Consider the following 21,312-nt stretch of genomic DNA (forward strand, 5'->3'; position numbering starts at 1 on the left):
CTCAGTTACCCAGGCCGGCGGTCGACTGAATGCCCGCGACGATGCTCGCCGCGCCGAACAGGATGAAACAACCCAGGATCACCGTCGCGCCGTAACGCCAGTTGATCCGCCCGGTCAGCATCATGAACCCAACCACCGCGACCGCGATCACCGCACAGACGGTGGCGACGGTACCGAGCAACGTGCCCTGCATCCATTGCACGGCGGACACGAGTACGCCGGAGCCGGCCGGATCGGCGAGCGAATCCTGCGCCATGGCGGCGCTCGATTGAACTGCGGCAGCGATGCTCGCCAGCCAGATTGACGCTGTTGAACGTTGAAACTTCACGCGATTACCCCACCCGGTCTTTTCGTCACCAGAATCGATCCGGACATTGCGCGTTCGCCTGCCGCTTGCCAATCCCTGTTTAAATTTTGGCCCCGTTGACGATCTGGGTAGCGGTGCGATCGGTGCGGTTCAAGCGGCTGCGCGCAGCATGTCCGCCAGCCAGTCATTGACCTCGCAATCGATGACGAGATGGACGCGATCCTCGGTGCCGCGATTGGCGACACGATGCGGGTCGGCGAGGCGCAAATACCACGCGCTGCCCGGCGCCATTGCGACCGGAATGCCGTTGAGCATGAATTCGACATCCGGATTGGTCGTGATCGGGATATGGATCCGCGCCTTGCCCCAATCGGCGGCAAGGTCATGATCATTATGTTCCTTGATCACCGAGCCAGGCGTCAGCCGCATCAGCCGCGCCGCGTGCATTGGGCATTTAAAGCTCGCCAGCACCGCGGTCAGATAGGCCGACGCGGCGAGATTCGGCCCATCGACGAATTCGGTCGCGGTCGGATCGGCATAGATCATCTTGATCGGATGCGTCGCGCCCTTGGCGAAACGCAGCGGCAGCACGCTCCAGTCGCCCTCGTAATTCTGCGGCACATAATGCCTGGTCCATGCATCTCGTTCGAGGCGTTCGAGATCGGCACGCAACTGAGCCGGATCAAACGAGAAGGGCAGGCACAGCCGATCAGCGTAACTATGGGCGGATTGTTGCAGCACATCGAGCATGATAGGCGGACACCCTTGACCGGGATCGACCCCCGATATCCGATCAGCCTATCGGCCGCGAGGGCGGTTGGAAAGACGGCGTGCGCGATTCATGACCACCGATACCGACACCTGCAATGTTCCGGCATTACTCGATCGTTTTCGCCAGTATCTGATGACCGACGGCCCGCTTCAGCAGCGTCTGGCCCCGCTGTACGATGACAATGTCTTCGCAGCGGCGGCAGCCGAGACTGCCGCCGCAGCCGGCATTCCGCTGTCGAGCGAGGATTTGAAGGCCTGTTTCCAGCCCGATCCGCTGGGCCTGTCGCGCTTCGACGATCGGCCGGCAAACGATATCGCCTGGCCGGGCAAGCATTGGCTTCCCTCGGCCATGGTCGCGGCCGGGCCGGAGTTCGTCGTCGATTGGATGCACTTCGCGGGACGGCGCCTTGCCGATCCGTTTTTCAATGAATCGCTGATGCACGCACGCGCCTTGCCGTTCAATCGGCTGATGCTGTACCGCACGCCGCTCGGCGCCTTTGCGCAAGGCGCCGCAGGCGAGGAACTGACCGTTCCGAACGGGTTTATCTTCCATCTTTCGCGCTGCGGCTCGACCCTGGCGGCGCAGATGCTCACCGCAATGGATGATACCATCGTCATATCCGAACCGCCGCCACTCGATGCGGTCGTCCAACTCACCCATATACGCAAGGACGTGCCGCTCGAAACACGGGTCGATCTGTTGCGCACCATGGTCGGTGCGCTGGGCCGCGACTGGACCGGCACGGCGCGCAATTATGTGGTGAAGCTCGACAGCTGGCATACGCTTGAACTGCCGCTGTTCCGTCAGGCATTTCCCGATACGCCCTGGATCTTCCTTTATCGCGATCCAGTCGAGATAATGGTGTCGCACCGGCGCATGCGCGGCCTGCAGGCTGTGCCGGGCGGCACAACGGTCGATTTCGGCATTGTCGATGGCGACCATATGCCGTTCGAAGAATTCACCGCCCGTGTTTTGCGCAGTGTCAGCAATGCAGTGATCGAGCATCACGGTCTGGGCGGCGGCCTGGTGATCAATTATGATTCGCTGCCGGGCGCGATCGAGACGCAGGTCCTGCCCCATTTCGGGATCGCGCACGATGCCAAGGGACTCGCCGCGCTGCATGCCGCGAGCGAACGCGATGCGAAGGCCCCAAGACAGGGTTTCACCCGCGATACAGAACGCAAGCAGCAGGATGCGACGCCGGAGATCCGCGCCGCGGCGGCCGAGTTTCTCGCCGAACCTTATCGTCAGCTCGAAGCGCTGCGTCTGGCGCAGGGCGCGGCGTGATCGCGACGCCACGATGAGCGCGATCTTCGGCGTTATCCGGACCGATGGCGGAACGGTGTCGGAACGCGAGCTTGGTCGCATGGCCAACACGCTCGCGCATCGCGGACCCGATGGCCGGCATATCGAGGTGAATGACGGTGTCGGTCTGGGACACTGCCTGTTGCGGGTCAATCGCGAGGACTGGTATGAGGCGCAGCCGATTCGCGACGGCGCGATCACGCTGGTCGCCGATCTCCGGCTCGACAATCGCGAGGCGCTGGCTGCAGCGCTCGGCATCGGCGAGGCGGTGCTCCGCGATATGCCCGACAGTGTGTTGCTGCTCGCCGCGTATCGCGAATGGGGCGCGGATTGCACCGATCGCCTGCTCGGCGATTTCGTCTTTGCGATCTGGGACGGCGCGTCGCGCAAGCTCACGCTCGCGCGTGACCATATGGGCCAGCGCGGCGTGTTCTTTCACCATGGCGCAGGGCTGTTCGTATTCGCCAGCGAGCCCAAGGCGTTATGGGCGGTCGAAGGCGTGCCGCGCCGACTATCCGAAGAAGCGATCGGCCAGCGCCTGCTTTTTCCGGTCGACCACACACTTGGTGCAACGCTGTACGAGGGGATCGAGATTCTGCCGGGCGGGCACGTGCTGACGCTGGCGGCTGACGGCGCTCGAGCCACCCGCGCCTATTGGCAACCTCGCGCGACGCCTGAGCATCTCGGCCGGGACGAGGCCTACTATGTCGACGCCTATCGCCGGATACTTGGCGAGGCGGTGGTCTGCCGAGTGCGCCGGCTCGGGCGTCCGCCCGCTTTGTTGTTCAGCGGGGGGTTTGACAGTGGCGCGATCGCTGCGCTCACCGCGCCGGTCATGACCGAGCAGGGGCGTCGCGTCGTCGCGCTATGCTCGGCGCTGGCCGAGGACGCGCCACCGCCGGTGCACGACGCACGCGCCGCGGCGGAGGCGTTCCGCGACTATCCGCACATCGATCTGCGGTATTTCGTGCGCACGGACGAAACGCCGTTCAGCGATATCGAAACGAGTTTCGCCGCGACCGATGACAGTGCGGGCACCGCTTATGTCCGGCGCGGATTATATCGCATGGCCTCGGCGGCGGACACCCGGCTGGTGCTGGATGGGATGGGCGGCGATCTCACGCTCAATGTGCGGAGCGGCGCGATGCTCGGCCGCGTATTGCTGGGCGGGCGCGTACCGAGCTTCCTGCGCGAGTTGCGCGCACGCCGCCACGCGACCGGGCGGTCGATGCTGCATATCCTGCGCGAGGATGTTATGCCGGCCCTTACGCCGTTGTGGCTGTCGGCGGCGATTCGCTCTTGGCGGCGGCGTGGCGTGCCGATGTGGCGGATGCGGCCGATCGCTGCGCGCTTCGCACAGCAATTGTTCGACCAGGAGGCAATCGACCCCGACCGCCTGACCGTGCCTGGCCCTGCCTATTATCGCTGGGAAGCGCGGCGGCTTGATTTCCTGTGCAAGGCGGCATGGGGGCAGCCGAACGAAACGATCCTGGCGGCGAGCGAGGGTCTTGAGCTTTCCCGCCCGTATTTTGACCGTCGCGTTGTCGAATTCGCGCTGGCGATTCCGGATACATTGCATTTGCGGTTCGGCAATGAACGCCATCTGGCGCGCATCGCGCTGGCCGAACATTTGCCTGTGCGGTTACTGCTCAGCGGTCCCGGCAATGTATCGGAAAGTCCCGATATGTACCGCGCGACGCGCGACAGCGCGCCCGAAGCATTGGTCGCCGTGCGGGCGCTGGATCATGATGGCCGCTTGTCGCGTTATATCGATTTCAAGGCGCTGGCGCATTCGATCGAGACGATCGATCCATCGGAACGCAAGGGCCTCCGCGCGCTGCACCGCGCGTCGCGCACGATCGCGCTGGCGCGCTTCATCGCCTGGTTCGACGACCGCAATCGCTGACGCGTGCGGTCGCCCGTATCAATCAGGAGCCGAAGGGGCCGTAGACCGGCGTGTTCGTGTCCGTTCCGAAGCCAACGGTATAGGCTTCGGTCTGTTGTTTGGTGCTCGCCGCGAAAACCATCGGCGTGGTCCAGGGTTTGCGCTGGCCAACGGCGAAATCGTCCGACTGCGTGACGTCGCAAATTGGCAAGTCCGCGGACATCCCAGCCGTTAAGTTATATGCCTTCATGATTTCAGCCGCTCCCCCAGGCCCCTGCGCCCTACTTTAGGGCTTTGAGGATGGCAGAACCGTTTTGCTTTCGCAACATGTTGGTAGCGTCGAGATGCGCCGGAATTGCGATGGCCATTTGGCTGCGTGCATAGCGCAGTGCTTTTCCAGGTATTTTATTGACTTGTTACAGTCGGATAAGACCGATGCAGGGTATGTGCCATATCGGTTGCGAAATATTTTCCTGTTGTGTGCGGTCGCGAATCGATCCATCCATGTCGCTCACTAACCGGGGGCGGGTAGCTGACGGCAACGCCCGCGACAGAATTGGGGGGATTCCGTGGCGCAACCATTTCTTGGCCAGATTGTCATGACCGGCTTTAATTTTGCGCCGCGCTTTCACGCCACATGCGACGGGCAGCTTCTGTCGATCGCGCAGAATACGGCGTTGTTCTCCCTGCTCGGGACGACTTATGGCGGTAACGGAACCACGACTTTCCAACTGCCCGATCTTCGCGGTCGTACGCCGGTCCATCGCGGTCAGGGGCCAGGGCTGCCAAATGTTACGCTGGGCGAGTCTGACGGCCAGGAAAAAGTGACTCTGCTAACCACCGAGATTCCCGCGCACCAACATGACATGATCGGCACGTCGAATCCCGGCGACAGGCGGCCTGCGAGCGGTAACACGCAAGCGCCGGATTCGCGCGCCGATGTGCAATTCTATTCGCCCGCGACCAATCTGGTGCAACTCTCGCCATCCGCGCTCGGTACGGTCGGGACCAATGCCGGGCACGAGAATATGCAACCGTTCGGCGTCATCAATTTCGCCATCGCGCTGTCGGGCATCTTCCCCTCGCGCAACTGATGCGGTCCCATTCGCCCGAGCGGCGTGGAGAATGACATGAGTGACCCTTTTCTTGGTGAGATCCGGATTTTCGCGGGGAATTTCGCGCCGCGTGGCTGGCAATTTTGTGATGGAACGCTGCTGTCGATCGCGCAGGACAGCGCGCTCTATGCGTTGCTCGGCACGACCTATGGCGGCGATGGCGTGACCACCTTCGGTGTACCCGATCTGCGCGGCCGGGTGCCGGTGCATCAGGGGACGGGCCCCGGCCTGACCACGCGCCCTATCGGGCAAAAGGCGGGGCAGGAAACCGTCACGCTGACGACGGCGGAACTTCCCGCTCATACCCATGCGGCGTATGCATCGACGACGCCGGCGACGCTCGATGGACCGGCCAATGCTGTCGCGGGCACCGTCAACCCGACCGCGTCCCAATATTCCTTCTACGTCAACACGGTCGGCACCAGCACCGCGACGCTGGCGCCGCTCGCCGCCACCAGCGTCACGTCGGCGGGCAACAGTGAGCCGCACGACAATCTGATGCCGACGACGACGCTGTCGTACATAATCTCTCGTGAGGGCATCTTCCCTTCGCGCAACTAATTCCGGAGTCTGGACCATGTCCTCGCCATTCCTCGCCGAAGTGCGCATCTTTCCCTATAATTTCGCGCCGCGCGGCTGGGCCGCTTGCGACGGGCAGATTTTAGGGATTGCGCAGAACACCGCGTTGTTCTCGCTGCTCGGTATCACTTATGGCGGTAACGGCCAGACAACTTTCGCGCTGCCCGACCTGCGTGGGCGCGCCACCAACAGCAGGGGGCAGGGGCCGGGCCTTTCGCCCTACGATCTCGGCGAACAGTTCGGTACGCCTACGGTCACCCTCGGGCTCAACCAGATGCCGGCGCATCGGCATCCGCTGAATGCCGCTACGCTGTCGCCGCTCAATCAAGCGCAGAATGTGCCGACGCCCAGCGGGACCACCGTGATGGGCATTTCCAACCCCGGCACCGCCTATTCCAGCGTGCCGACACCGGCCGTTGCAATGGCGACGGAAGCAATTCAGGGCGTCGTCGGCGGCAACCAGCCGCACAAAAATGATCAGCCCTATCTCGCATTCACCTTTTGCATTGCGATGGAGGGCATCTTTCCGACGCGTAACTAAGTTTCGTCGGATAACGTCCCGCTATTTCTGTTCGACGGGTATTGGACACTCCCAGCCAAGTTGTGGCCCTTTCTCTTCGATCGCATGTGATCTGACAGGTGTTGCGTTGCTGCTCGCGCATGGAACAACAAGGCATTCGTACCGGATGCGAAATATCTGTTGAGTCCTGACGCAAAACGATCCATCCCAGCAACTCAACACTTGGGGGCGAGTGGCTGGTAGCTTCTTTTCCCCGAAAGAAGCTTGAGGGGCTGGCATGGGCAATCCGTACCTGGGTGAAATTAAGCTTTGCTCGTTCAATTTTGCGCCGAAGGCCTACGCGCAATGCAATGGGCAATTGCTCCCGATAAATCAGAATCAGGCGCTCTTCTCGCTGCTCGGGACGATGTATGGCGGCGACGGCCGGGTGAACTTCGCGCTTCCCGACCTGCGCGGCCGCACCCCGATCTCCTTTGGTAATGGACATACGCAGGGCGAGCGCGGCGGGCAGGAAAGCCACACGCTGACCATCCCTGAAATGCCGCAGCATCTTCATCAGCTGAACGGTACGTCCGCCGTGGGCGATAAGCGGCCGGCCAACGGCGCCACGCTGGCTGCGGATTCGCGCAACGATGTGCAATTCTATTCGCCGCCGGCCAATTTGATTCCGCTGGCGCCGGCGTCGGTCGGCAACCGAGGCGGGAGCCAGCCGCATAATAATCTGCAGCCTTATCTCGCCATCATGTTCGTCATCGCGCTGCAGGGCATCTTCCCCTCGCGCACCTGATTCATCGTTCGGCCAATCGGCACGGAGAATTTTATGTCGCAACCCTATGTCGGTGAAATTCGCATGTTCGGGGGCAATTTTGCGCCCGCTGGATGGGCATTCTGTGACGGCCGTCTATTGCCAATCTCGGAAAACGACGTGTTGTTCGTCCTGATCGGTACGACCTATGGCGGTGATGGCCAGGAGACCTTTGCTCTGCCCGATTTGCGGGGTCGGTTGCCGATACATGCGGGGACCGGACCGGGCTTGTCGGCCTATGCTCAGGGCCAGGCTGCGGGCACCGAAAGCGTCACGCTGACGCTCAACCAGATGCCGCAGCACAGCCACACGCTGATGGCATCGACCACCCCGGCGACATTGCCTTCGCCCGCCAATGCCGTACCGGGCACGGTCAATCCGACCGCGTCGTCATACTCGATGTATGTCGTACCGGGAACCAGCACCATGGTTCCGGCGCCGATGGCTGCAACGAGCATTTCACCGCAGGGCGGCAGCCAGCCACATGAGAATCGGATGCCGGCGCTGGCCGTATCCTTTATCATCTCGCTGTTCGGTATCTTCCCTTCACAGAATTGATCAGGAGTCCCGGGCGATGTCTTCTCCTTTTGTTGCCGAGATCCGCATCTTCGGCTTTAATTTCCCGCCCACAGGATGGGCGTATTGTGCAGGCCAGCTCCTGCCGATCTCCCAGAACACGGCGCTTTTCTCGTTGCTCGGCACGACTTATGGCGGCAATGGCACGACGACATTCGCGCTGCCCGACTTCCAGGACAGGGCCGCCATGTCGAGCGGGCAGGGGGCTGGTCTTAGCGAGTATGTTCTCGGCGAAGAAAGCGGGATTGATAACGTCACCTTGTTGACCAGCGAGATTCCCGCGCACGACCACGCGCTGGTCGCCGCGACACTCAGTCCAATCAACCCGTCCCAGAATGTGCCGACCCCGATCAGCGGCGCGCAGCTGGGCATCTCCAATCCCGGCAACGCTTATTCGACCGTCGCGACGCCAGTGGCGGCATCGGCTCCACAAGCGCTCCAGCCGCAGGGTGGATCTCAGCCGCACAATAATATGCAGCCTTATCTCACGCTGAATTTCTGCATTGCGATGCAGGGCGTCTTTCCGGCGCGTAACTAGGCGCGCCGATGATCGCGAGTGCCGGTTTTCCGTTCGACCTGCCGGCGACACTCGTCGCGCAGGGCTTTTCGCTGCGCCCCGAAGCCGACGCGGATGTGCCGTTCGCGATGCGGCTCTATGCCTCGACGCGCGAGGATGAACTGGCACAGGTCTCTGGCTGGAGCGAGGAGCAGAAATCCCTGTTCCTGGCGCAACAATTCACCGCCCAGCGCCACCATTACAAGACGCAATTGGCATGCGATTTCCATGTCATCGAGCATCATGGAGAGCCGGTCGGGCGACTCTATCTCGAGCGCCGCGAGACCATCGTATCAATCGTCGACATCGCGCTGATGCCCGAGGCGCGGGGCAAGGGGACGGGGCGCTTCATCATCGAGGCATTGATCGAGGCGGCGGCGCAAACCGGGCGCGGCGTCGGCATTTTCGTTGAAAAATTCAATCCCGCGCTTCACCTCTATCAGCGGCTCGGCTTCACCATGGTCCGTGAGCTTGAGGTCTATCTCGAAATGGAAAGAGTCAGCACTCCGGCTTCGGCTAGCTGAAGCACGCTTCGTACGTCACGCCGCTCTCGTCCTTGGCTACCGGCACCAGGAAAATGTGCTGGTCGCCCATTGCCGCGTGCTGCAGCAAATAGCTGAACTGCGGCCGGACGATACCGTCGGCCGCCTTGAACTGCAGCGAGAAGGGCTCGCGCGGCGCATCGGCTCGCTTGAGCGAGCTCTGGGCTACTGCGTCGGTCAATACCAGTTCGGTCGTCGCGCCCTCGGGATCGACCAGCGTGAAGCTCGTGCCCAGATGAGCGGTGAAATCCTCACATGCCAGAATGCCGTCGACCATGTCCTTCTTGCTCCCCCTTGTTCGTCGAATTGATGCGTGGCCGATCAAATGCCGACAATCAAGCGACAGCATACTCCTGGGCTAACTTGGGTTTAAATTTCCAGGCTGGTTTGTCGCCGCTCAAGATCAGGCGAAGATATCCGATAGAGCATCGGTCGCGGGGCCGTCTTTCCAGTCGCGCAACTCGACATATATCGATGTCTGGATCGTAGTCGAAATCGCGGTCGAGACGGTCGATATGACGGAGGAGACGATCAGGTACCAGATCGGCAGGCCTTGCGCGAATGCGCCAGCGACGCCTTGCAATCCGTAGATCGCAAAAAGGGCCGCACCGAGCAACGCGGCAAACGCCCACATGATCACCACAAGAAGCAGGTTGATGCCGAATACCGGCCAACGCGCGCCGCTTGTGAGGTAGCGGCTCCTACCGAATGCCGCGAAAATGCCGCTGCGCTCTTCGACCAGGACCGGCCCGGCGACCGACCACATGATATAGAGCATGATGCCGGGCACGATCAGCAGGATCAGGCCGAACATGACCGCCAGTCCGAGCAGAAGTCCGACAATGAAAAGCGGCACGATGACTTGCAGGCCGGCCAGCGCGGATTCGCCAAAGCCGGCTTCGCGGCCCTGGCTGTGCGCGACCGTGGCCCGGACCAATGCGCCCTGGACGATCATCGCCAAAGCGATCCCGATCACGACCTGCGCGATCGGCAGCGCAATCGACCATGCGGTAAAATTCGGTGCCGTTGCCACTGACGTTCTTAAGCTCTGACCGAGATAGGCCATCGCTACACTGGGGAGCGCACCAAACAGGAATGCGATGCCAAATACGGTTAGCGGATTGCTGCCAATCGTCGAAAACGCGCGGCTGAACACGCGGCCGACTGAAACACTGCGGTCGGTCGAACCGCCGATATTGGTCGCCATGATCTTTTCCTCGTAACTTTCGCCGGTTGCGTCGGTTCCCTCGCATGGCTTTTTTCAGATTGGCGGTACGGCTTTGCGATGTCCAGAGGCCATTGGCGATTGCGCGGCGGCCCATATCCGCTAATCTGCACGCTGGCGCGCGGGGCTGCCGGGGAATGATGTGAGCGCGGGGAATACGCATCAGGCGGCTGCCGATGGTTTTGCGGCTGCCCATGCGGCGCTGAAGGCCGACGCGTCGACTCAGTTCACCCTCGGACCGGCCCCGAAACGACCGCCACCGCCGCAATGGCTGGAGGATTTCTTCAATTGGCTCGGCCATGCGTTAGGGCCGGTCGGCCGATTCTTCCAATGGGTCAGCAGCTTCATGCCCAACGCGCCCTATGCGCGTATCTTTCTGTGGTCGGTCATCGCGCTCGCCGCAGCGACGCTGCTCTGGATGGCCTGGCAGCGCATTCGTCATGGCGAATGGCGGCTGCCGCGACGACGTGCTGCGGCACCGCCAAAGATCGGCACGGTCGAGGATGAATGGGAGCCCGATGCGGCGCCGGTCCGTTCCTGGCTGCGTGAAGCTGATGCGATGGCTGAGCAGGGCCGCTTTGCCGAGGCGGTGCACCATTTGCTGTTCCGCTCGGTCGAGGACATTGCACGCCGCCGCCCGCGCCTCGTCCGGCCCGCGCTGACCAGCCGCGAATTGGCCGCTGCGGAGGCGATACCGCCTTCTGCGCGGGACCTGTTCGCCGGCATCGCGCGGCTGGTCGAGAAGAGCTTGTTTGGTGGTCGGCCGGTCGTCGCCGAGGATTGGCAGTCGGCGCGCGCTGCCTATGCCGATTTCGCCTTGCCGGGCACGTGGCGCGCATGAGCGATATCGTCATCGGCAAGGGCAGCGGCGAGGAGACCTTCCGGACGCGGACGGTGGTGCTCATCCTTGCTGTCGGCATTCTTGGGTTTATCGCGACATTGGTGCTCGGCGCCTTCGCGCCCGATCTGCGCTCAGGCCGCAATGGCGGCGCACATGCATTGTCGACATCGGCCACCGGCTATAGCGGCATCGTGCGTCTCGCCAAGGCAACCGGTCGCAATCCTCAGGTGACGCGCGACGAACATCTGCTCAACACGAAAAGCCTCGTCATCCTGACACCCGAAAAGGGCGCGACCGACATGTCCGGTGTGCTGGCGCAACGCGGCAAGCGGCCCACACTCGTCATCCTGCCGAAATGGGATACTTTGGTCGATCCGCTGCACAGCGGTTGGGTCCATTACACTGGGCTGAAACCGACCTTCGAGGCCGATGGTGTACTCGCGCCGGCGGACAAGCTCACCACCGTGCGTCACCCGAGCGGCGGCCGCCCTTTGCGCATCTCGACCGACTTGCCGCAGACCATCCGCCTGTTCGCGCCGCGCCCGCTGCAGACCATTTCCGGACGGGGAATCGTTCCGTTGATCACCGACCAGGACGGGCGCATCGTGCTTGCCCGACTGCCCGGCCGCGATCTGTTCGTGCTGGCCGATCCGGATCTGTTGTCGAACATTGGCATGGCTAACGCCACCCAGGCGAAATCGGCGCTCGAATTGCTCGATTCGCTGAATTATGCCGACCGGGAATCGATCCTGTTCGATGTCACGCTGAATGGTTTTGGTCATTCGCGCAGTCCGCTTAAATTGCTGTTCGAACCGCCCTTCCTGGCGATGACGCTCGCCGTGGCCGTCGCTGTGTTGCTGGCGGCGTTGCAGGGCATCGTGCGCTTCGGTTCACCGCGGCCGCGGGAACGCGCGATCGCCTTCGGTAAGGCGGCATTGATCGACAATGCCGCGATGCTGGTGCGCAAGGCGGGGCGCCAGGCGATGCTCGGCCCGCGCTACGTCGATACGATCCGCGAACGCGCAGTTACTGTGTTCGGCGTATCGCCACAGCTGCGTGACGGGGCGCTTGATACGTATCTCGACGGATTGGGACGGCGCGAACGCTTCACCGATCTCGCCGAAAACGCACGGAACGCGCGCGACCGGCGCTCGGTCTTCGCGGCTGCGCAGGCGCTGCATCTATGGTTATGGGAGAAGAACAGGTGACGGTAGAAGAAGTGCGCAACCTCGCCGCGGCGATCCGTATCGAGATCGGCAAGGCCGTGGTCGGGCAGGAAGAGACCGTCGAGTTGATGCTCGTTGCCCTGTTCTCGGGCGGCCATATCCTGCTCGAAGGGCTCCCGGGCACCGCCAAGACGCTGCTCGCGCGCAGCTTCGCGGCGGTTGTCGGGCTCGACTTCGGCCGCATTCAATTCACCCCCGATCTGATGCCGGGCGACATCATCGGCGCCAATCTGTTCAACTTCCAGACCTCGACCTTCACGCTGACGCGCGGGCCGATCTTCACCGATCTCCTGCTTGCCGACGAAATCAACCGTGCACCGCCCAAGACTCAGGCTGCGCTGCTCGAGGCGATGCAGGAGCGCACCGTGACGATCGATGGCGACAGCCTCGAACTCGGCGCGCGCTTCATGGTCGTCGCAACGCAGAACCCGATCGAGCAGCAGGGCGTCTATCCGTTGCCCGAGGCGCAACTTGACCGCTTCCTGTTCAAGCAGACGGTGGAATATCCGTCTGCGACCGAGGAACGGCGCATCATCGCCACGCACGGTGCGCGCCAATCGACGATGTCGCCGGCGGATTGGGGCGTCGAGCGCAAGGCCGATGCGGCAACGATCACCGCTGCGGTGGAAACCGTTGCGGGCGTGCGCCTGGTCGATGAGGTGATCGATTATATCACCGCGCTGATCCGCGGCACGCGCGATGTCGCTGACCTGGAAAGCGGCGCGAGCCCGCGCGCCGGGGCGATGCTGGCGGGTGCGGCGCGCGCGCGCGCGGCGATCGACGGCCGCGATTTTGTCATTCCCGACGATGTGAAGCATCTCGCACCGGCGCTGCTGCGCCATCGCCTGATCCTTTCACCCGCGGCGGAGATCGACGGGCGCGCGATCGAGGATGTGGTGACCGGCATTATCGAGACGATCGAGGCGCCGCGTTGATCTATCCAACGCGAGCGGCGGTGCTCGCGGCGGTGGCGGGGGCGCCCGTCGCGCTGCTGGTCGCCGTATTCATCCCTTCGATCTGGTATGCCGGTCTGGCGTGGCCGCTGGCCGTGCTGCTGTTGACCGCGGTCGACGCCTTTGTCGGCGCGCGCAAGGGCGAAGTGCGGATCGACAAGGTGCCGAGCATCTGCGTCGGCGCGACGTTCGACGCCAAGATCAGCGTGATCCTGACGGGGAGTCATGTACCCGGGTCGGCCGAGGTGGCGATTGCCGCCAATGCGCTGTTCACCACCGAGGATGACGGGCGGCTCGTCGTGCCGCTTGCCGCCGGTCGCGGGGCGACCTTCCTGCCGATCACAGCGGTACGGCGCGGGCGTGTGCGGATCGATCGCTTGTGGCTCCGCTGGCGCGGACCGCTTGGGCTTGCCTGGAAACAGCGATCGATTGCGATCGATACCGATTTCCCGATCCTGCCCGATATCCGCCCGGTCGAACAACGCGGTGCGCAGATCTTCCAGCGTCACGCGCTGCAGGGACTGATCGCGCAGATCGATCGCGGCGACGGCGCCGATTTCGAATCGCTGGTCGAATTCCGCGCCGGCATGGATCGGCGCGCGATCGACTGGAAACAATCGGCGCGCCATCAGAAACTCCATGCCAAGGAATTCCGCACCGAACGCAACAACCAGATCGTCTTTGCGGTCGATGCCGGGCGCCAGATGTCGGAGCCGGTCGCCGGCTTGCCGCGCGTCGACCGCGCGGTATCGGCGATGTTGCTGACCGCCTGGGTTGCGCTCAAGCTGGGCGACCGTGTCGCGCTTCACGCGTTCGATTCGCGCCCGCGCATCGCCAGCGGACTGATATCCGGCGCGGCCTCCTTCGCCGAACTGCAGCGGCTCGCCGCCGGTATCGACTATAGCAGCGAGGAGACCAACTACACCTTCGCGCTGACCACGCTCGGATCGCGCCTGACGCGGCGATCGATGATTGTGCTGTTCACCGAATTCACCGACCTGACCACGGCCGAGTTCCTGGTCCGCGCCGCCGCCCGGCTGGTCAAGACGCACTTGTTGCTGGTCGTCGTGCTGCGCGATGAAGAAGTCGAGACGATCGCCGACCGCGAGCCGCGCGATGTCGATGATGTGACGCGCGCGATCACCGCCGCCGCCCTGCTCAAGGATCGCCGCGTGGTGCTTACCCAACTCCACCATCTCGGCGTCCATGTGATCGAGAGCGAGTATGAACGGGTCGGGGAGCGGCTGGTCGCCGGTTATGTCGATCTCAAGCGGAGGAACCTGTTGTGAATAGCCGCAGTTCCGCCGTGCTCGATGCTCAGCCCGTGCTGGTCAACGCCAACCGCTTCCGCAAGGCGCACGCGGCGGATTGGGAACGGCTCGAGACGCTGGTCAAACGATGCGAGAAACGATCGGTCCGCGCCTTGTCCGATGATGATCTGATCGCCTTTCCGCTGCTCTACCGTTCGGCGCTTTCGTCACTGTCGATTGCGCGCGAAACGTCGCTCGATCGCGCGCTGGTGACGTATCTCGAACAATTGAGCACGCGTGCTTATTTCCAGATCTATGGCGTGCCGACCTCGGCATTGCGCCAGCTCGGTCGCTTCTTCGCGCATAGCTGGCCCGCCTCGGTGCAGGCGATCTGGCGCGAAACGCTTGTCGCCTTGCTGCTGACCGTCGCTGGCGCGGTCGTCGGTTACCTGCTGGTCGCCAATGATCCGGGCTGGTTCTTCGGCCTCATGCCCGGCGAGATGGCACAAGGGCGCGATCCGACCGCAACCGCGGAATCGCTCCGCGCGACATTGTATGACAGCCCGCAGGATGGACTGGCGACATTCGCCACCTTCCTGTTCACGCACAATGCCCAGATCGCGATCTTCGCCTTCGCGCTCGGCTTCGCCTTTGCCGTGCCGACCGCGCTGCTCATCCTATATAACGGGCTGATGATGGGCGCGATCATGGCGGTGTTTTCGGCCAAGGGATTGGGGTTTGAATTCGCCGGCTGGCTGATGATCCATGGCACGACGGAGATATTCGCGATCATTCTGTCGGGTGCGGCGGGAATCCGCATCGGCACCGCGATCGCCTTTCCTGGGCGCGAATCGCGTAGCGACGCCGCCATGCGCGCCGGACGAGCGGGCGCGACCGCGATGGCCGGCGCGGTGGTCATGCTGGCCATTGCCGGGCTGCTCGAAGGGATCGGGCGCCAGACGGTCAATGTCGATGGTACGCGCTATGCGATCGGCCTCGCCATGCTCGCCGGCTGGATCGTCTATTTCTATCTGCCGCGAAAGAAAGCCTGATGCGCTGGCCGTTCCGTCGCAAGGATCGCGGTCCGAAATCGCTGCGCCGCAGCTTTGTAACGCCCGAAGGTGTCGATCTTCAGCTCGAACTGGGCGGGGCCGGCGTGCGCGCGGCCGCCTTTATGATCGATGCGGTGGCGATCCTCGTCGTGCTGATCATACTGACGATCATAATCGGGCTGCTGCTCGTGGCGAGCCGGTCCTCGGCGATGGCCATATTATGGCTGATCGGCTTCTTCATCTTGCGCAACGGCTGGTTCGTGCTGTTCGAGATGGGCGGACGTGGGGCGACGCCCGGCAAGCGGTTGCTCGGCCTGCGTGTCGTGGCGCGGGACGGCGCACGGCTGTCCGGCGGAGCGGTACTCGCGCGCAACGCGATGCGCGAGATCGAAGTGTTCCTGCCGCTGTCCTTCCTCGCCGCGCAGACCGCGCAGGGCATGGCGGACTCGTTTTTGGTCATTTTCGCCTTGTCATGGAGCGGGATTTTTCTTTTCTTCCCGCTGTTCAACCGCGACCGGTTGCGCGTTGGCGATCTTGTCGCCGGAACCTGGGTGGTACGCACGGTCAGCGGCGAGCTTGGTGCGGATATCGTCGGCGCGGTCGAACGTGCGCGCTGGAACTTCACCGATGCCGAACTGAGTCTGTATGGTGAGTTCGAATTGCAGACGCTGGAAAATGTACTGCGCTCGGGACGCGAGGAAGCCGTCGCGACGGTCGCGGCGACGATCAGGGCCAAGGCCGGAATGGAGGAGCCACGCCATTATCGGGCCGGCGATGATTTCCGCTTCCTCTCGGACTATTACGCCGCGCTGTGCGCCCGGCTCGAACGCGGCATGATGGTTGGCCGTCGTCGCGCCGACAAGAACGCCGAGGTGCGCGTCCGGCAATAGCGGACGATCGGTCGGCCGACGCTTTACGACGACGGATATGGTGGCCTAGCATGCTCAATCCAATTGAATTGAAGGTCCGCGATGCTCCGTTATCTGCTGCTTGCCGCTACGCTGCTAACCCCCGCGATCCTGGCTGCCGCGGACGCTCCCAACAAGCCGCGCTATGGCACCTGGGGCGTCGCGGTCGAGGACATGGATAAAACGGTCAAGCCGGGCGACGGGTTCTTCGACTATGCGGAAGGCACTTGGCTGAAAAACTATGCCATTCCGGCCGACAAGGTCGGGGCGGGTTATAATTACCAGCTGCCGGACGAAATCGAACTGCAGGTACGCGGAATCGTTGAAGAAGTGGCGAAGCAGCCGACCACGCAGATTGCACGGCAAGTCGGAGATTTTTACGCCGCCTGGATGGATGAGAGCGGCATCGAAACGCGCGGTCTCGCACCGCTGAAGCCATGGCTCTCGCGGATCGATGCGGTGCAGACGCGCGGCCAGCTCGTCCAGCTCATGATGCAGCCGGGTTATGCAGCACCGGTGAATATCGGCATTTCCGCCGATCAGGACGATCCGACGCGCTATACGGCCACTGCCGGGCAAGCGCGCCTGGGGCTGCCGACGCGCGACTATTATCTGCTGAAAGGCGAGAAATATGATGCGATCCGCAAGGCCTATCGCGATTACGTGATCCATCTGCAGACCCTGGCCGGCTTGCCGGATGCCGCTGCGCGTGCCGATCGCATCATCGCGCTGGAGACGCGGCTGTCCGAGGACCAATGGACGCCCGAGGCGCGGCGCGATCCGGTCAAGACGCACAATCCCATGACGCGCGCGAAGCTCGACGCCCTGGCGCCGGAGTTCGACTGGACGGCGACTCTCGCCGCGATGGGGCTTGGCCAAGCGAAGACGGTCGATGTCGCCGAAACGACAGCGGTGACCGCTGCGGGCAAGCGGCTGGCCGATGTCCCGATCGCGACCTGGAAGGAATATCTCATCTTCCGCTTCATCAGCGACCATGCCAATTATCTGCCACGTGCCTTCGACGCGGCGCGCTTCGGTTTCTACAGCCACACACTCAACGACGTTCCCGAACAGCGCGCGCGCTGGAAGCGCGGCATGCAGATGATCGACAACAGCCTGGGCGAGGCGGTCGGGCAAATCTATGTCGATCGCTATTGGCCGGCCAGCACCGCGAAGCTGGCAGATGAACTGGTAGCCGATATGCGCGCGGCCTATGCCGACAAGATCGCCGGCGCGTCCTGGATGGACGGCGCGACACGCAAGGCTGCGCTGGCCAAGTTGGCCACGTTCGATCCTCGCGTTGGCCATCCCGCCAATTGGATCGATTATTCGACGCTGAAGGTCAGTCGTACGGATCCACTGGCCAATGACATGGCGACCGACGATTTCCAGTGGCGGCTGCAATTGGCGCGGTTCTCCAAGCCGGTCGATCGCAGCCTGTGGTTCATGACGCCGCAGACGGTGAATGCCTATTACGATCCGACGATGAACCAGATCACCTTGCCGGCGGCGATCCTGCAACCACCATTTTTCGATGCAGCGGCCGACCCGGCGGTCAATTATGCCGAAACCGGCGCGACCACGATCGGTCACGAAATGGGCCATGGCTTCGACGACCAGGGCCGGCAATATGACGAGAAGGGGCGGCTGCGCGACTGGTGGAGCAAGGAGACCGCGGCGAAATACACGGTCAAAGCGGACCGCCTGGCGGCGCAGTTCGACCGCTACGAACCGATCCCCGGCGTCCATATCAAGGGCAAGCTCACATTGGGCGAGAACCTGGCCGATCTTGGCGGCCTGGAAACCGCCTATGCCGCCTATCGCCGTTATGTTTCACGTCATGGCGAGCCCGCGGTGATCGACGGCTATACCGGTGACCAGCGTTTTTTCATCGCTTATGCTCAGGCATGGCAAGGCAAGAGGCGTGATGGCGCGGTGCGCCAGCAACTCCTCAGCGATCCGCATAGCCCGGACAAATATCGGGTCGACGGTATCGTGCGCAATTTCGATCCCTGGTACGCCGCGTTCGACGTCAAACCGGGCGACAAACTCTATCTGCCGCCCGAGGAGCGCGTCCATATCTGGACGCAGTGACAGGGAGCAGGCGGGGGCGATTGTCGCTGTTGTCTGCGCCACGCAAATACCGATCGCGCGCCACCGCCACGATGTGGCGACGCGAGATCCTCGAACCATTGATGACGCGAGTATCCAGCAGATCAGGGTAATTGGCGCGCCCGGCAGGAGTCGAACCTGCGGCCTCAAGATTAGAAGTCTCGTGCTCTATCCAACTGAGCTACGGGCGCGTGACGGATGCGGTTAGCGCGGATTGCGCGCGGGCGAAACCGGCTTCATAACTTCCTTCATGAGTGACGGGGAAAATCTCGGGCCGCGGCCCGTATCGGCGCGCGAGATTGCCGGGGGGCAGCTGCGCTATTTCGATTTCGTGATGGCCGCGTTCGTCGCGATCATCCTGTTGTCGAACGTATTGGGCGCGGGCAAAGTCGCGGTGGTCAACCTGCCGTGGATCGGTGCGTGGCCATTCGGCGCCGGTATCCTGTTCTTCCCGATCTCCTATGTCATCGGTGATGTGCTGACCGAGGTCTATGGTTATGCGCGCGCGCGCCGCGTGATCTGGGCCGGGTCGGCCGCGGTGCTGTTCATGGCCTTCATGTCCTGGGTCGTCGTCGCCCTGCCGCCGGCGCCGAGCTGGGGCAACCAGGCCGCGTACGAAACGGTGTTCGGCCAGGTGCCGCGCATCGTCTTCGCTTCGCTTTGCGCCTTTTGGGTCGGTGAATTCGTCAATTCCTATGTGCTGGCCAAGATGAAGCTGTGGACCAACGGCAAGCATCTGTGGATGCGCACGATCGGCTCGACCGTGGCCGGGCAGGGCGTCGACAGCCTGATCTTCTACCCGCTTGCCTTTTTGTACGCGGAAGGGTGGACAACCAGCCTCGTGTTGACGGTCCTCGTGACGCAATGGGTATTGAAAGTCGGCTGGGAAGTGATCCTGACGCCGGTGACTTATGCGGTGGTCGGTTTCCTCAAACGCCGCGAGGGGATCGACGTGTTCGACGAGGGGACCGACTTCACCCCATTCAAGGCGCGCGTCTGAGCCGGTGAGTCTGCTGCAAACCACCAAATTATGGCTCGTGAACCATCTGCACCTCGCCAAGGATGCGCTGCATATCTATGTCGCGCTTGGTCTTTTCTTCGGGTCGGCGTTGCTCTTCGGCTGGCGCCTGCGCAGCTGGAAACCGTGGCTGGTGGTGGCCGTGGCGGCGGTGCTCGGTGAGATCTGGGATATCCGCGATCGTTATACCGATGGCATCGCGCAGAATTTCGGCGCCAATTTCCATGACCTGTGGAACACGATCTTCTGGCCCAGCGTGATCCTGATCCTGGCCCGCCGAACCACATTGTTCCAAGGGTCTGGAAGAACCAGATAGGTTCTAAAGACATGGGAGTCCGAGGCCGGAATCGAGCCGGCCCATCGCGGGTTGCAAGTCCCAGCGTTCCCATTTCCCACTCGGGCACTCTTACGAAAGCGCCTGCTGCCCTCAGGGGTGACCGGCGGGATTTGCACCCGCTGACACCGGAATCACAAACCGGCCGCGCACTAAATTGCGTTCGGCCACACCTGAAGGCAGCAGAAATATTGGGAATTTGGTAGAGAAGGGGTTGGCCAAAGCGCGCGATGCGCCGCTTCTACAGCGAGTGACCCATCATTTGTGCCACGCCACGACAAACGGGCGCGGCTATGCGTCCGTCAATGTCGACAGGGTGTCGCGCGATGTCGCGTGGAAAGGATCGCCAGAAGCATGGCGCGTCAATGCCAGCGATTCGGCGGAAGCGCAAGAGCCTATCTGGATAAAAGCGCCATAGGGTATCTTGCGCGCCATTTGTCCTGCGCGCCAACAAGCCGGGCCGGCCCGCGCCGAAATAGTGCTTTAGCTTTCTAATACACGCGCTAAGATCGATCGGCCCCGGGGGAGAATCCACGTGCTCGAATTGAATGCCGTCACCCATGTCTATCCAAACGGAACGCGCGCGCTCGACGATGTGACGCTGAGCATTCCAAAGGGCATGTACGGTCTGCTCGGCCCCAACGGCGCGGGCAAGTCGACGCTGATGCGAGCGGTGGCGACACTGCAGACGCCGACCACAGGCAGCATCCGCTTCGGCGACATCGACATCATCGCCAACCCAGAAAAACTGCGCGAACGGCTCGGTTATCTGCCGCAGGATTTCGGCGTCTATCCGCGCGTGTCGGCATATGACATGCTCGATCATATGGCGGTGTTGAAGGGGGTCGCTTCGGCACGCGAGCGCAAGGAGACGGTCGAGACGCTGCTCGAACAGGTCAATCTCTGGTCGGTACGCAAAAAGGCCATCGCCGGTTTCTCCGGCGGCATGCGACAACGCTTCGGCATCGCCCAGGCGCTGATCGGCAATCCCGAACTGATCATCGTCGACGAACCGACCGCCGGCCTCGACCCGGAGGAGCGCAATCGCTTCCTCAACCTGCTCGCCGAGATCGGCGAGAATGTCGTGGTGATCCTGTCGACCCATATCGTCGAGGACGTCGCCGATCTCTGTCCACGCATGGCGGTGCTCGCCGCCGGCAAGATCCAGCTCGAAGGCGCGCCGCTCGAATTGATCCAGCAATCGCGCGGCAATGTGTGGGCGCATACGATCGACCGTGACCGGCTGGATGACTATCGCGCGCGCTTCGAGGTCATCTCGACCCGCTTGTTTGCCGGCCGGACGATCGTCCATGTCCTGTCGCCGTCCGACCCGGGTGAAGGGTTCGAGCTGGTCGATGGCGGGCTGGAGGATGTGTATTTCTCGACGCTCGCGCGCACCCGCCGCGTGCCCGTCGCTGCCGCCGCCTGAGC

The 21,312-nt window shown here is 62.8% G+C and carries 24 protein-coding genes and 1 tRNA gene; 19 read left to right on the forward strand and 6 right to left on the reverse strand.

What is annotated here, in order from left to right; genetic code table 11:
- Position 1: 1 nt before the first annotated feature.
- Positions 2-256 carry a TrbC/VirB2 family protein gene (locus G4G27_RS04260; RefSeq protein ID WP_244624673.1) on the reverse strand — a complete coding sequence of 85 codons (255 nt, stop codon included), beginning with the start codon at positions 254-256 and terminating at the stop codon, positions 2-4.
- A gap of 201 nt (positions 257-457) precedes the next feature.
- Positions 458-1,057, reverse strand: coding sequence for an aspartyl/asparaginyl beta-hydroxylase domain-containing protein (locus tag G4G27_RS04265; RefSeq protein ID WP_183112197.1), 600 nt, complete (start codon positions 1,055-1,057; stop codon positions 458-460).
- A 91-nt stretch (positions 1,058-1,148) separates the two neighbouring features.
- On the opposite strand from G4G27_RS04265, the gene G4G27_RS04270 reads away from it, so the two are divergent.
- Positions 1,149-2,366: an aspartyl beta-hydroxylase gene (locus tag G4G27_RS04270; RefSeq protein ID WP_183112198.1), complete on the forward strand. Its 1,218-nt coding sequence runs from the start codon at positions 1,149-1,151 to the stop codon at positions 2,364-2,366.
- A gap of 13 nt (positions 2,367-2,379) precedes the next feature.
- The gene (locus G4G27_RS04275; RefSeq protein WP_183112199.1) at positions 2,380-4,290 is read left to right on the forward strand and encodes an asparagine synthase-related protein; all 1,911 of its coding nucleotides are present in this window, start codon (positions 2,380-2,382) and stop codon (positions 4,288-4,290) included.
- A 22-nt stretch (positions 4,291-4,312) separates the two neighbouring features.
- Here G4G27_RS04275 and G4G27_RS04280 read toward each other — a convergent pair whose 3' ends face one another.
- The gene (locus G4G27_RS04280; protein ID WP_183112200.1) at positions 4,313-4,519 is read right to left on the reverse strand and encodes a hypothetical protein; all 207 of its coding nucleotides are present in this window, start codon (positions 4,517-4,519) and stop codon (positions 4,313-4,315) included.
- Positions 4,520-4,838: 319 nt separating this feature from the next.
- Between G4G27_RS04280 and G4G27_RS04285 the strand changes: the two genes are divergently transcribed.
- The 7 genes from G4G27_RS04285 to G4G27_RS04315 all read left to right on the forward strand — a co-directional run bounded on the left by G4G27_RS04285 (position 4,839) and on the right by G4G27_RS04315 (position 8,944).
- Positions 4,839-5,363, forward strand: a complete 525-nt coding sequence (locus G4G27_RS04285) for a tail fiber protein (protein ID WP_183112201.1) — start codon at positions 4,839-4,841, stop codon at positions 5,361-5,363.
- 36 nt (positions 5,364-5,399) lie between these two features.
- A complete protein-coding gene (locus tag G4G27_RS04290) occupies positions 5,400-5,945 on the forward strand; it encodes a tail fiber protein (protein WP_183112202.1) in 546 nt (181 codons plus the stop codon).
- Positions 5,946-5,961: 16 nt separating this feature from the next.
- Positions 5,962-6,504, forward strand: a complete 543-nt coding sequence (locus tag G4G27_RS04295; protein ID WP_183112203.1) for a tail fiber protein — start codon at positions 5,962-5,964, stop codon at positions 6,502-6,504.
- A gap of 256 nt (positions 6,505-6,760) precedes the next feature.
- Complete coding sequence (locus G4G27_RS04300) at positions 6,761-7,270, forward strand: tail fiber protein (RefSeq protein WP_183112204.1); 510 nt, start codon at positions 6,761-6,763, stop codon at positions 7,268-7,270.
- Between the two features lie 33 nt (positions 7,271-7,303).
- Positions 7,304-7,846, forward strand: a complete 543-nt coding sequence (locus tag G4G27_RS04305) for a tail fiber protein (RefSeq protein WP_183112205.1) — start codon at positions 7,304-7,306, stop codon at positions 7,844-7,846.
- 16 nt (positions 7,847-7,862) lie between these two features.
- The gene (locus tag G4G27_RS04310) at positions 7,863-8,402 is read left to right on the forward strand and encodes a tail fiber protein (RefSeq protein ID WP_183112206.1); all 540 of its coding nucleotides are present in this window, start codon (positions 7,863-7,865) and stop codon (positions 8,400-8,402) included.
- An 8-nt stretch (positions 8,403-8,410) separates the two neighbouring features.
- Positions 8,411-8,944: a GNAT family N-acetyltransferase gene (locus G4G27_RS04315; protein WP_202049661.1), complete on the forward strand. Its 534-nt coding sequence runs from the start codon at positions 8,411-8,413 to the stop codon at positions 8,942-8,944.
- Here the strand turns inward: G4G27_RS04315 and G4G27_RS04320 are convergent.
- Both G4G27_RS04320 and G4G27_RS04325 read right to left on the reverse strand, forming a co-directional pair.
- Positions 8,937-9,239, reverse strand: coding sequence for a hypothetical protein (locus G4G27_RS04320; RefSeq protein WP_183112207.1), 303 nt, complete (start codon positions 9,237-9,239; stop codon positions 8,937-8,939). The two genes, G4G27_RS04315 and G4G27_RS04320, sit on opposite strands and share 8 nt — an antisense overlap.
- A 126-nt stretch (positions 9,240-9,365) precedes the next feature.
- Positions 9,366-10,169, reverse strand: coding sequence for a hypothetical protein (locus G4G27_RS04325; RefSeq protein ID WP_183112208.1), 804 nt, complete (start codon positions 10,167-10,169; stop codon positions 9,366-9,368).
- A gap of 160 nt (positions 10,170-10,329) precedes the next feature.
- On the opposite strand from G4G27_RS04325, the gene G4G27_RS04330 reads away from it, so the two are divergent.
- The 7 genes from G4G27_RS04330 to G4G27_RS04360 all read left to right on the forward strand — a co-directional run bounded on the left by G4G27_RS04330 (position 10,330) and on the right by G4G27_RS04360 (position 18,511).
- Entirely contained in the window at positions 10,330-11,028 is a 699-nt protein-coding gene (locus G4G27_RS04330) for a DUF4129 domain-containing protein (RefSeq protein ID WP_183112209.1), read from the forward strand.
- Positions 11,025-12,236, forward strand: coding sequence for a hypothetical protein (locus tag G4G27_RS04335; protein WP_183112210.1), 1,212 nt, complete (start codon positions 11,025-11,027; stop codon positions 12,234-12,236). Before G4G27_RS04330 ends, G4G27_RS04335 begins: the two co-directional genes overlap by 4 nt.
- Entirely contained in the window at positions 12,233-13,189 is a 957-nt protein-coding gene (locus G4G27_RS04340) for a MoxR family ATPase (RefSeq protein WP_202049662.1), read from the forward strand. The genes G4G27_RS04335 and G4G27_RS04340 overlap by 4 nt, the downstream gene beginning before the upstream one ends.
- Entirely contained in the window at positions 13,186-14,496 is a 1,311-nt protein-coding gene (locus tag G4G27_RS04345) for a DUF58 domain-containing protein (RefSeq protein ID WP_183112211.1), read from the forward strand. The genes G4G27_RS04340 and G4G27_RS04345 overlap by 4 nt, the downstream gene beginning before the upstream one ends.
- On the forward strand, positions 14,493-15,509 hold the full coding sequence (locus tag G4G27_RS04350; RefSeq protein ID WP_244624552.1) for a stage II sporulation protein M: 1,017 nt from the start codon (positions 14,493-14,495) through the stop codon (positions 15,507-15,509). The genes G4G27_RS04345 and G4G27_RS04350 overlap by 4 nt, the downstream gene beginning before the upstream one ends.
- The gene (locus G4G27_RS04355) at positions 15,509-16,399 is read left to right on the forward strand and encodes an RDD family protein (protein ID WP_183112212.1); all 891 of its coding nucleotides are present in this window, start codon (positions 15,509-15,511) and stop codon (positions 16,397-16,399) included. The genes G4G27_RS04350 and G4G27_RS04355 overlap by 1 nt, the downstream gene beginning before the upstream one ends.
- Positions 16,400-16,480: 81 nt before the next feature.
- Complete coding sequence (locus G4G27_RS04360) at positions 16,481-18,511, forward strand: M13 family metallopeptidase (protein ID WP_183112213.1); 2,031 nt, start codon at positions 16,481-16,483, stop codon at positions 18,509-18,511.
- A 132-nt stretch (positions 18,512-18,643) separates the two neighbouring features.
- On the opposite strand, the gene G4G27_RS04365 is transcribed toward G4G27_RS04360, so the two are convergent.
- Positions 18,644-18,720 (reverse strand) — tRNA-Arg (locus G4G27_RS04365).
- A gap of 59 nt (positions 18,721-18,779) precedes the next feature.
- On the opposite strand from G4G27_RS04365, the gene G4G27_RS04370 reads away from it, so the two are divergent.
- The 3 genes from G4G27_RS04370 (at position 18,780) to G4G27_RS04380 (ending at position 21,310) form a co-directional block, all read left to right on the forward strand.
- Positions 18,780-19,529: a queuosine precursor transporter gene (locus G4G27_RS04370; RefSeq protein ID WP_183112214.1), complete on the forward strand. Its 750-nt coding sequence runs from the start codon at positions 18,780-18,782 to the stop codon at positions 19,527-19,529.
- A gap of 4 nt (positions 19,530-19,533) precedes the next feature.
- Positions 19,534-19,863 (forward strand): hypothetical protein, encoded by a 330-nt coding sequence (locus G4G27_RS04375; protein WP_183112215.1) that lies wholly within the window; start codon positions 19,534-19,536, stop codon positions 19,861-19,863.
- A 553-nt stretch (positions 19,864-20,416) separates the two neighbouring features.
- Complete coding sequence (locus G4G27_RS04380; protein WP_183112216.1) at positions 20,417-21,310, forward strand: ABC transporter ATP-binding protein; 894 nt, start codon at positions 20,417-20,419, stop codon at positions 21,308-21,310.
- The last annotated feature ends 2 nt before the right edge of the window (positions 21,311-21,312 follow it).

The sequence above is a fragment of the Sphingomonas sp. So64.6b genome (assembly GCF_014171475.1).
GTDB classification, from domain to species: domain Bacteria; phylum Pseudomonadota; class Alphaproteobacteria; order Sphingomonadales; family Sphingomonadaceae; genus Sphingomonas; species Sphingomonas alpina_A.

Excerpts from the sequence above, each read along its gene's own strand:
- G4G27_RS04260 (WP_244624673.1), bottom strand. The coding sequence starts at position 256 with ATGGCGCAGGATTCGCTCGCCGATCCGGCCGGCTCCGGCGTACTCGTG.
- G4G27_RS04265 (WP_183112197.1), bottom strand. The coding sequence starts at position 1,057 with ATGCTCGATGTGCTGCAACAATCCGCCCATAGTTACGCTGATCGGCTG.
- G4G27_RS04270 (WP_183112198.1), top strand. The coding sequence starts at position 1,149 with ATGACCACCGATACCGACACCTGCAATGTTCCGGCATTACTCGATCGT.
- G4G27_RS04275 (WP_183112199.1), top strand. The coding sequence starts at position 2,380 with ATGAGCGCGATCTTCGGCGTTATCCGGACCGATGGCGGAACGGTGTCG.
- G4G27_RS04280 (WP_183112200.1), bottom strand. The coding sequence starts at position 4,519 with ATGAAGGCATATAACTTAACGGCTGGGATGTCCGCGGACTTGCCAATT.
- G4G27_RS04290 (WP_183112202.1), top strand. The coding sequence starts at position 5,400 with ATGAGTGACCCTTTTCTTGGTGAGATCCGGATTTTCGCGGGGAATTTC.
- G4G27_RS04295 (WP_183112203.1), top strand. The coding sequence starts at position 5,962 with ATGTCCTCGCCATTCCTCGCCGAAGTGCGCATCTTTCCCTATAATTTC.
- G4G27_RS04300 (WP_183112204.1), top strand. The coding sequence starts at position 6,761 with ATGGGCAATCCGTACCTGGGTGAAATTAAGCTTTGCTCGTTCAATTTT.
- G4G27_RS04305 (WP_183112205.1), top strand. The coding sequence starts at position 7,304 with ATGTCGCAACCCTATGTCGGTGAAATTCGCATGTTCGGGGGCAATTTT.
- G4G27_RS04310 (WP_183112206.1), top strand. The coding sequence starts at position 7,863 with ATGTCTTCTCCTTTTGTTGCCGAGATCCGCATCTTCGGCTTTAATTTC.
- G4G27_RS04315 (WP_202049661.1), top strand. The coding sequence starts at position 8,411 with ATGATCGCGAGTGCCGGTTTTCCGTTCGACCTGCCGGCGACACTCGTC.
- G4G27_RS04320 (WP_183112207.1), bottom strand. The coding sequence starts at position 9,239 with ATGGTCGACGGCATTCTGGCATGTGAGGATTTCACCGCTCATCTGGGC.
- G4G27_RS04325 (WP_183112208.1), bottom strand. The coding sequence starts at position 10,169 with ATGGCGACCAATATCGGCGGTTCGACCGACCGCAGTGTTTCAGTCGGC.
- G4G27_RS04335 (WP_183112210.1), top strand. The coding sequence starts at position 11,025 with ATGAGCGATATCGTCATCGGCAAGGGCAGCGGCGAGGAGACCTTCCGG.
- G4G27_RS04355 (WP_183112212.1), top strand. The coding sequence starts at position 15,509 with ATGCGCTGGCCGTTCCGTCGCAAGGATCGCGGTCCGAAATCGCTGCGC.
- G4G27_RS04360 (WP_183112213.1), top strand. The coding sequence starts at position 16,481 with ATGCTCCGTTATCTGCTGCTTGCCGCTACGCTGCTAACCCCCGCGATC.
- G4G27_RS04370 (WP_183112214.1), top strand. The coding sequence starts at position 18,780 with ATGAGTGACGGGGAAAATCTCGGGCCGCGGCCCGTATCGGCGCGCGAG.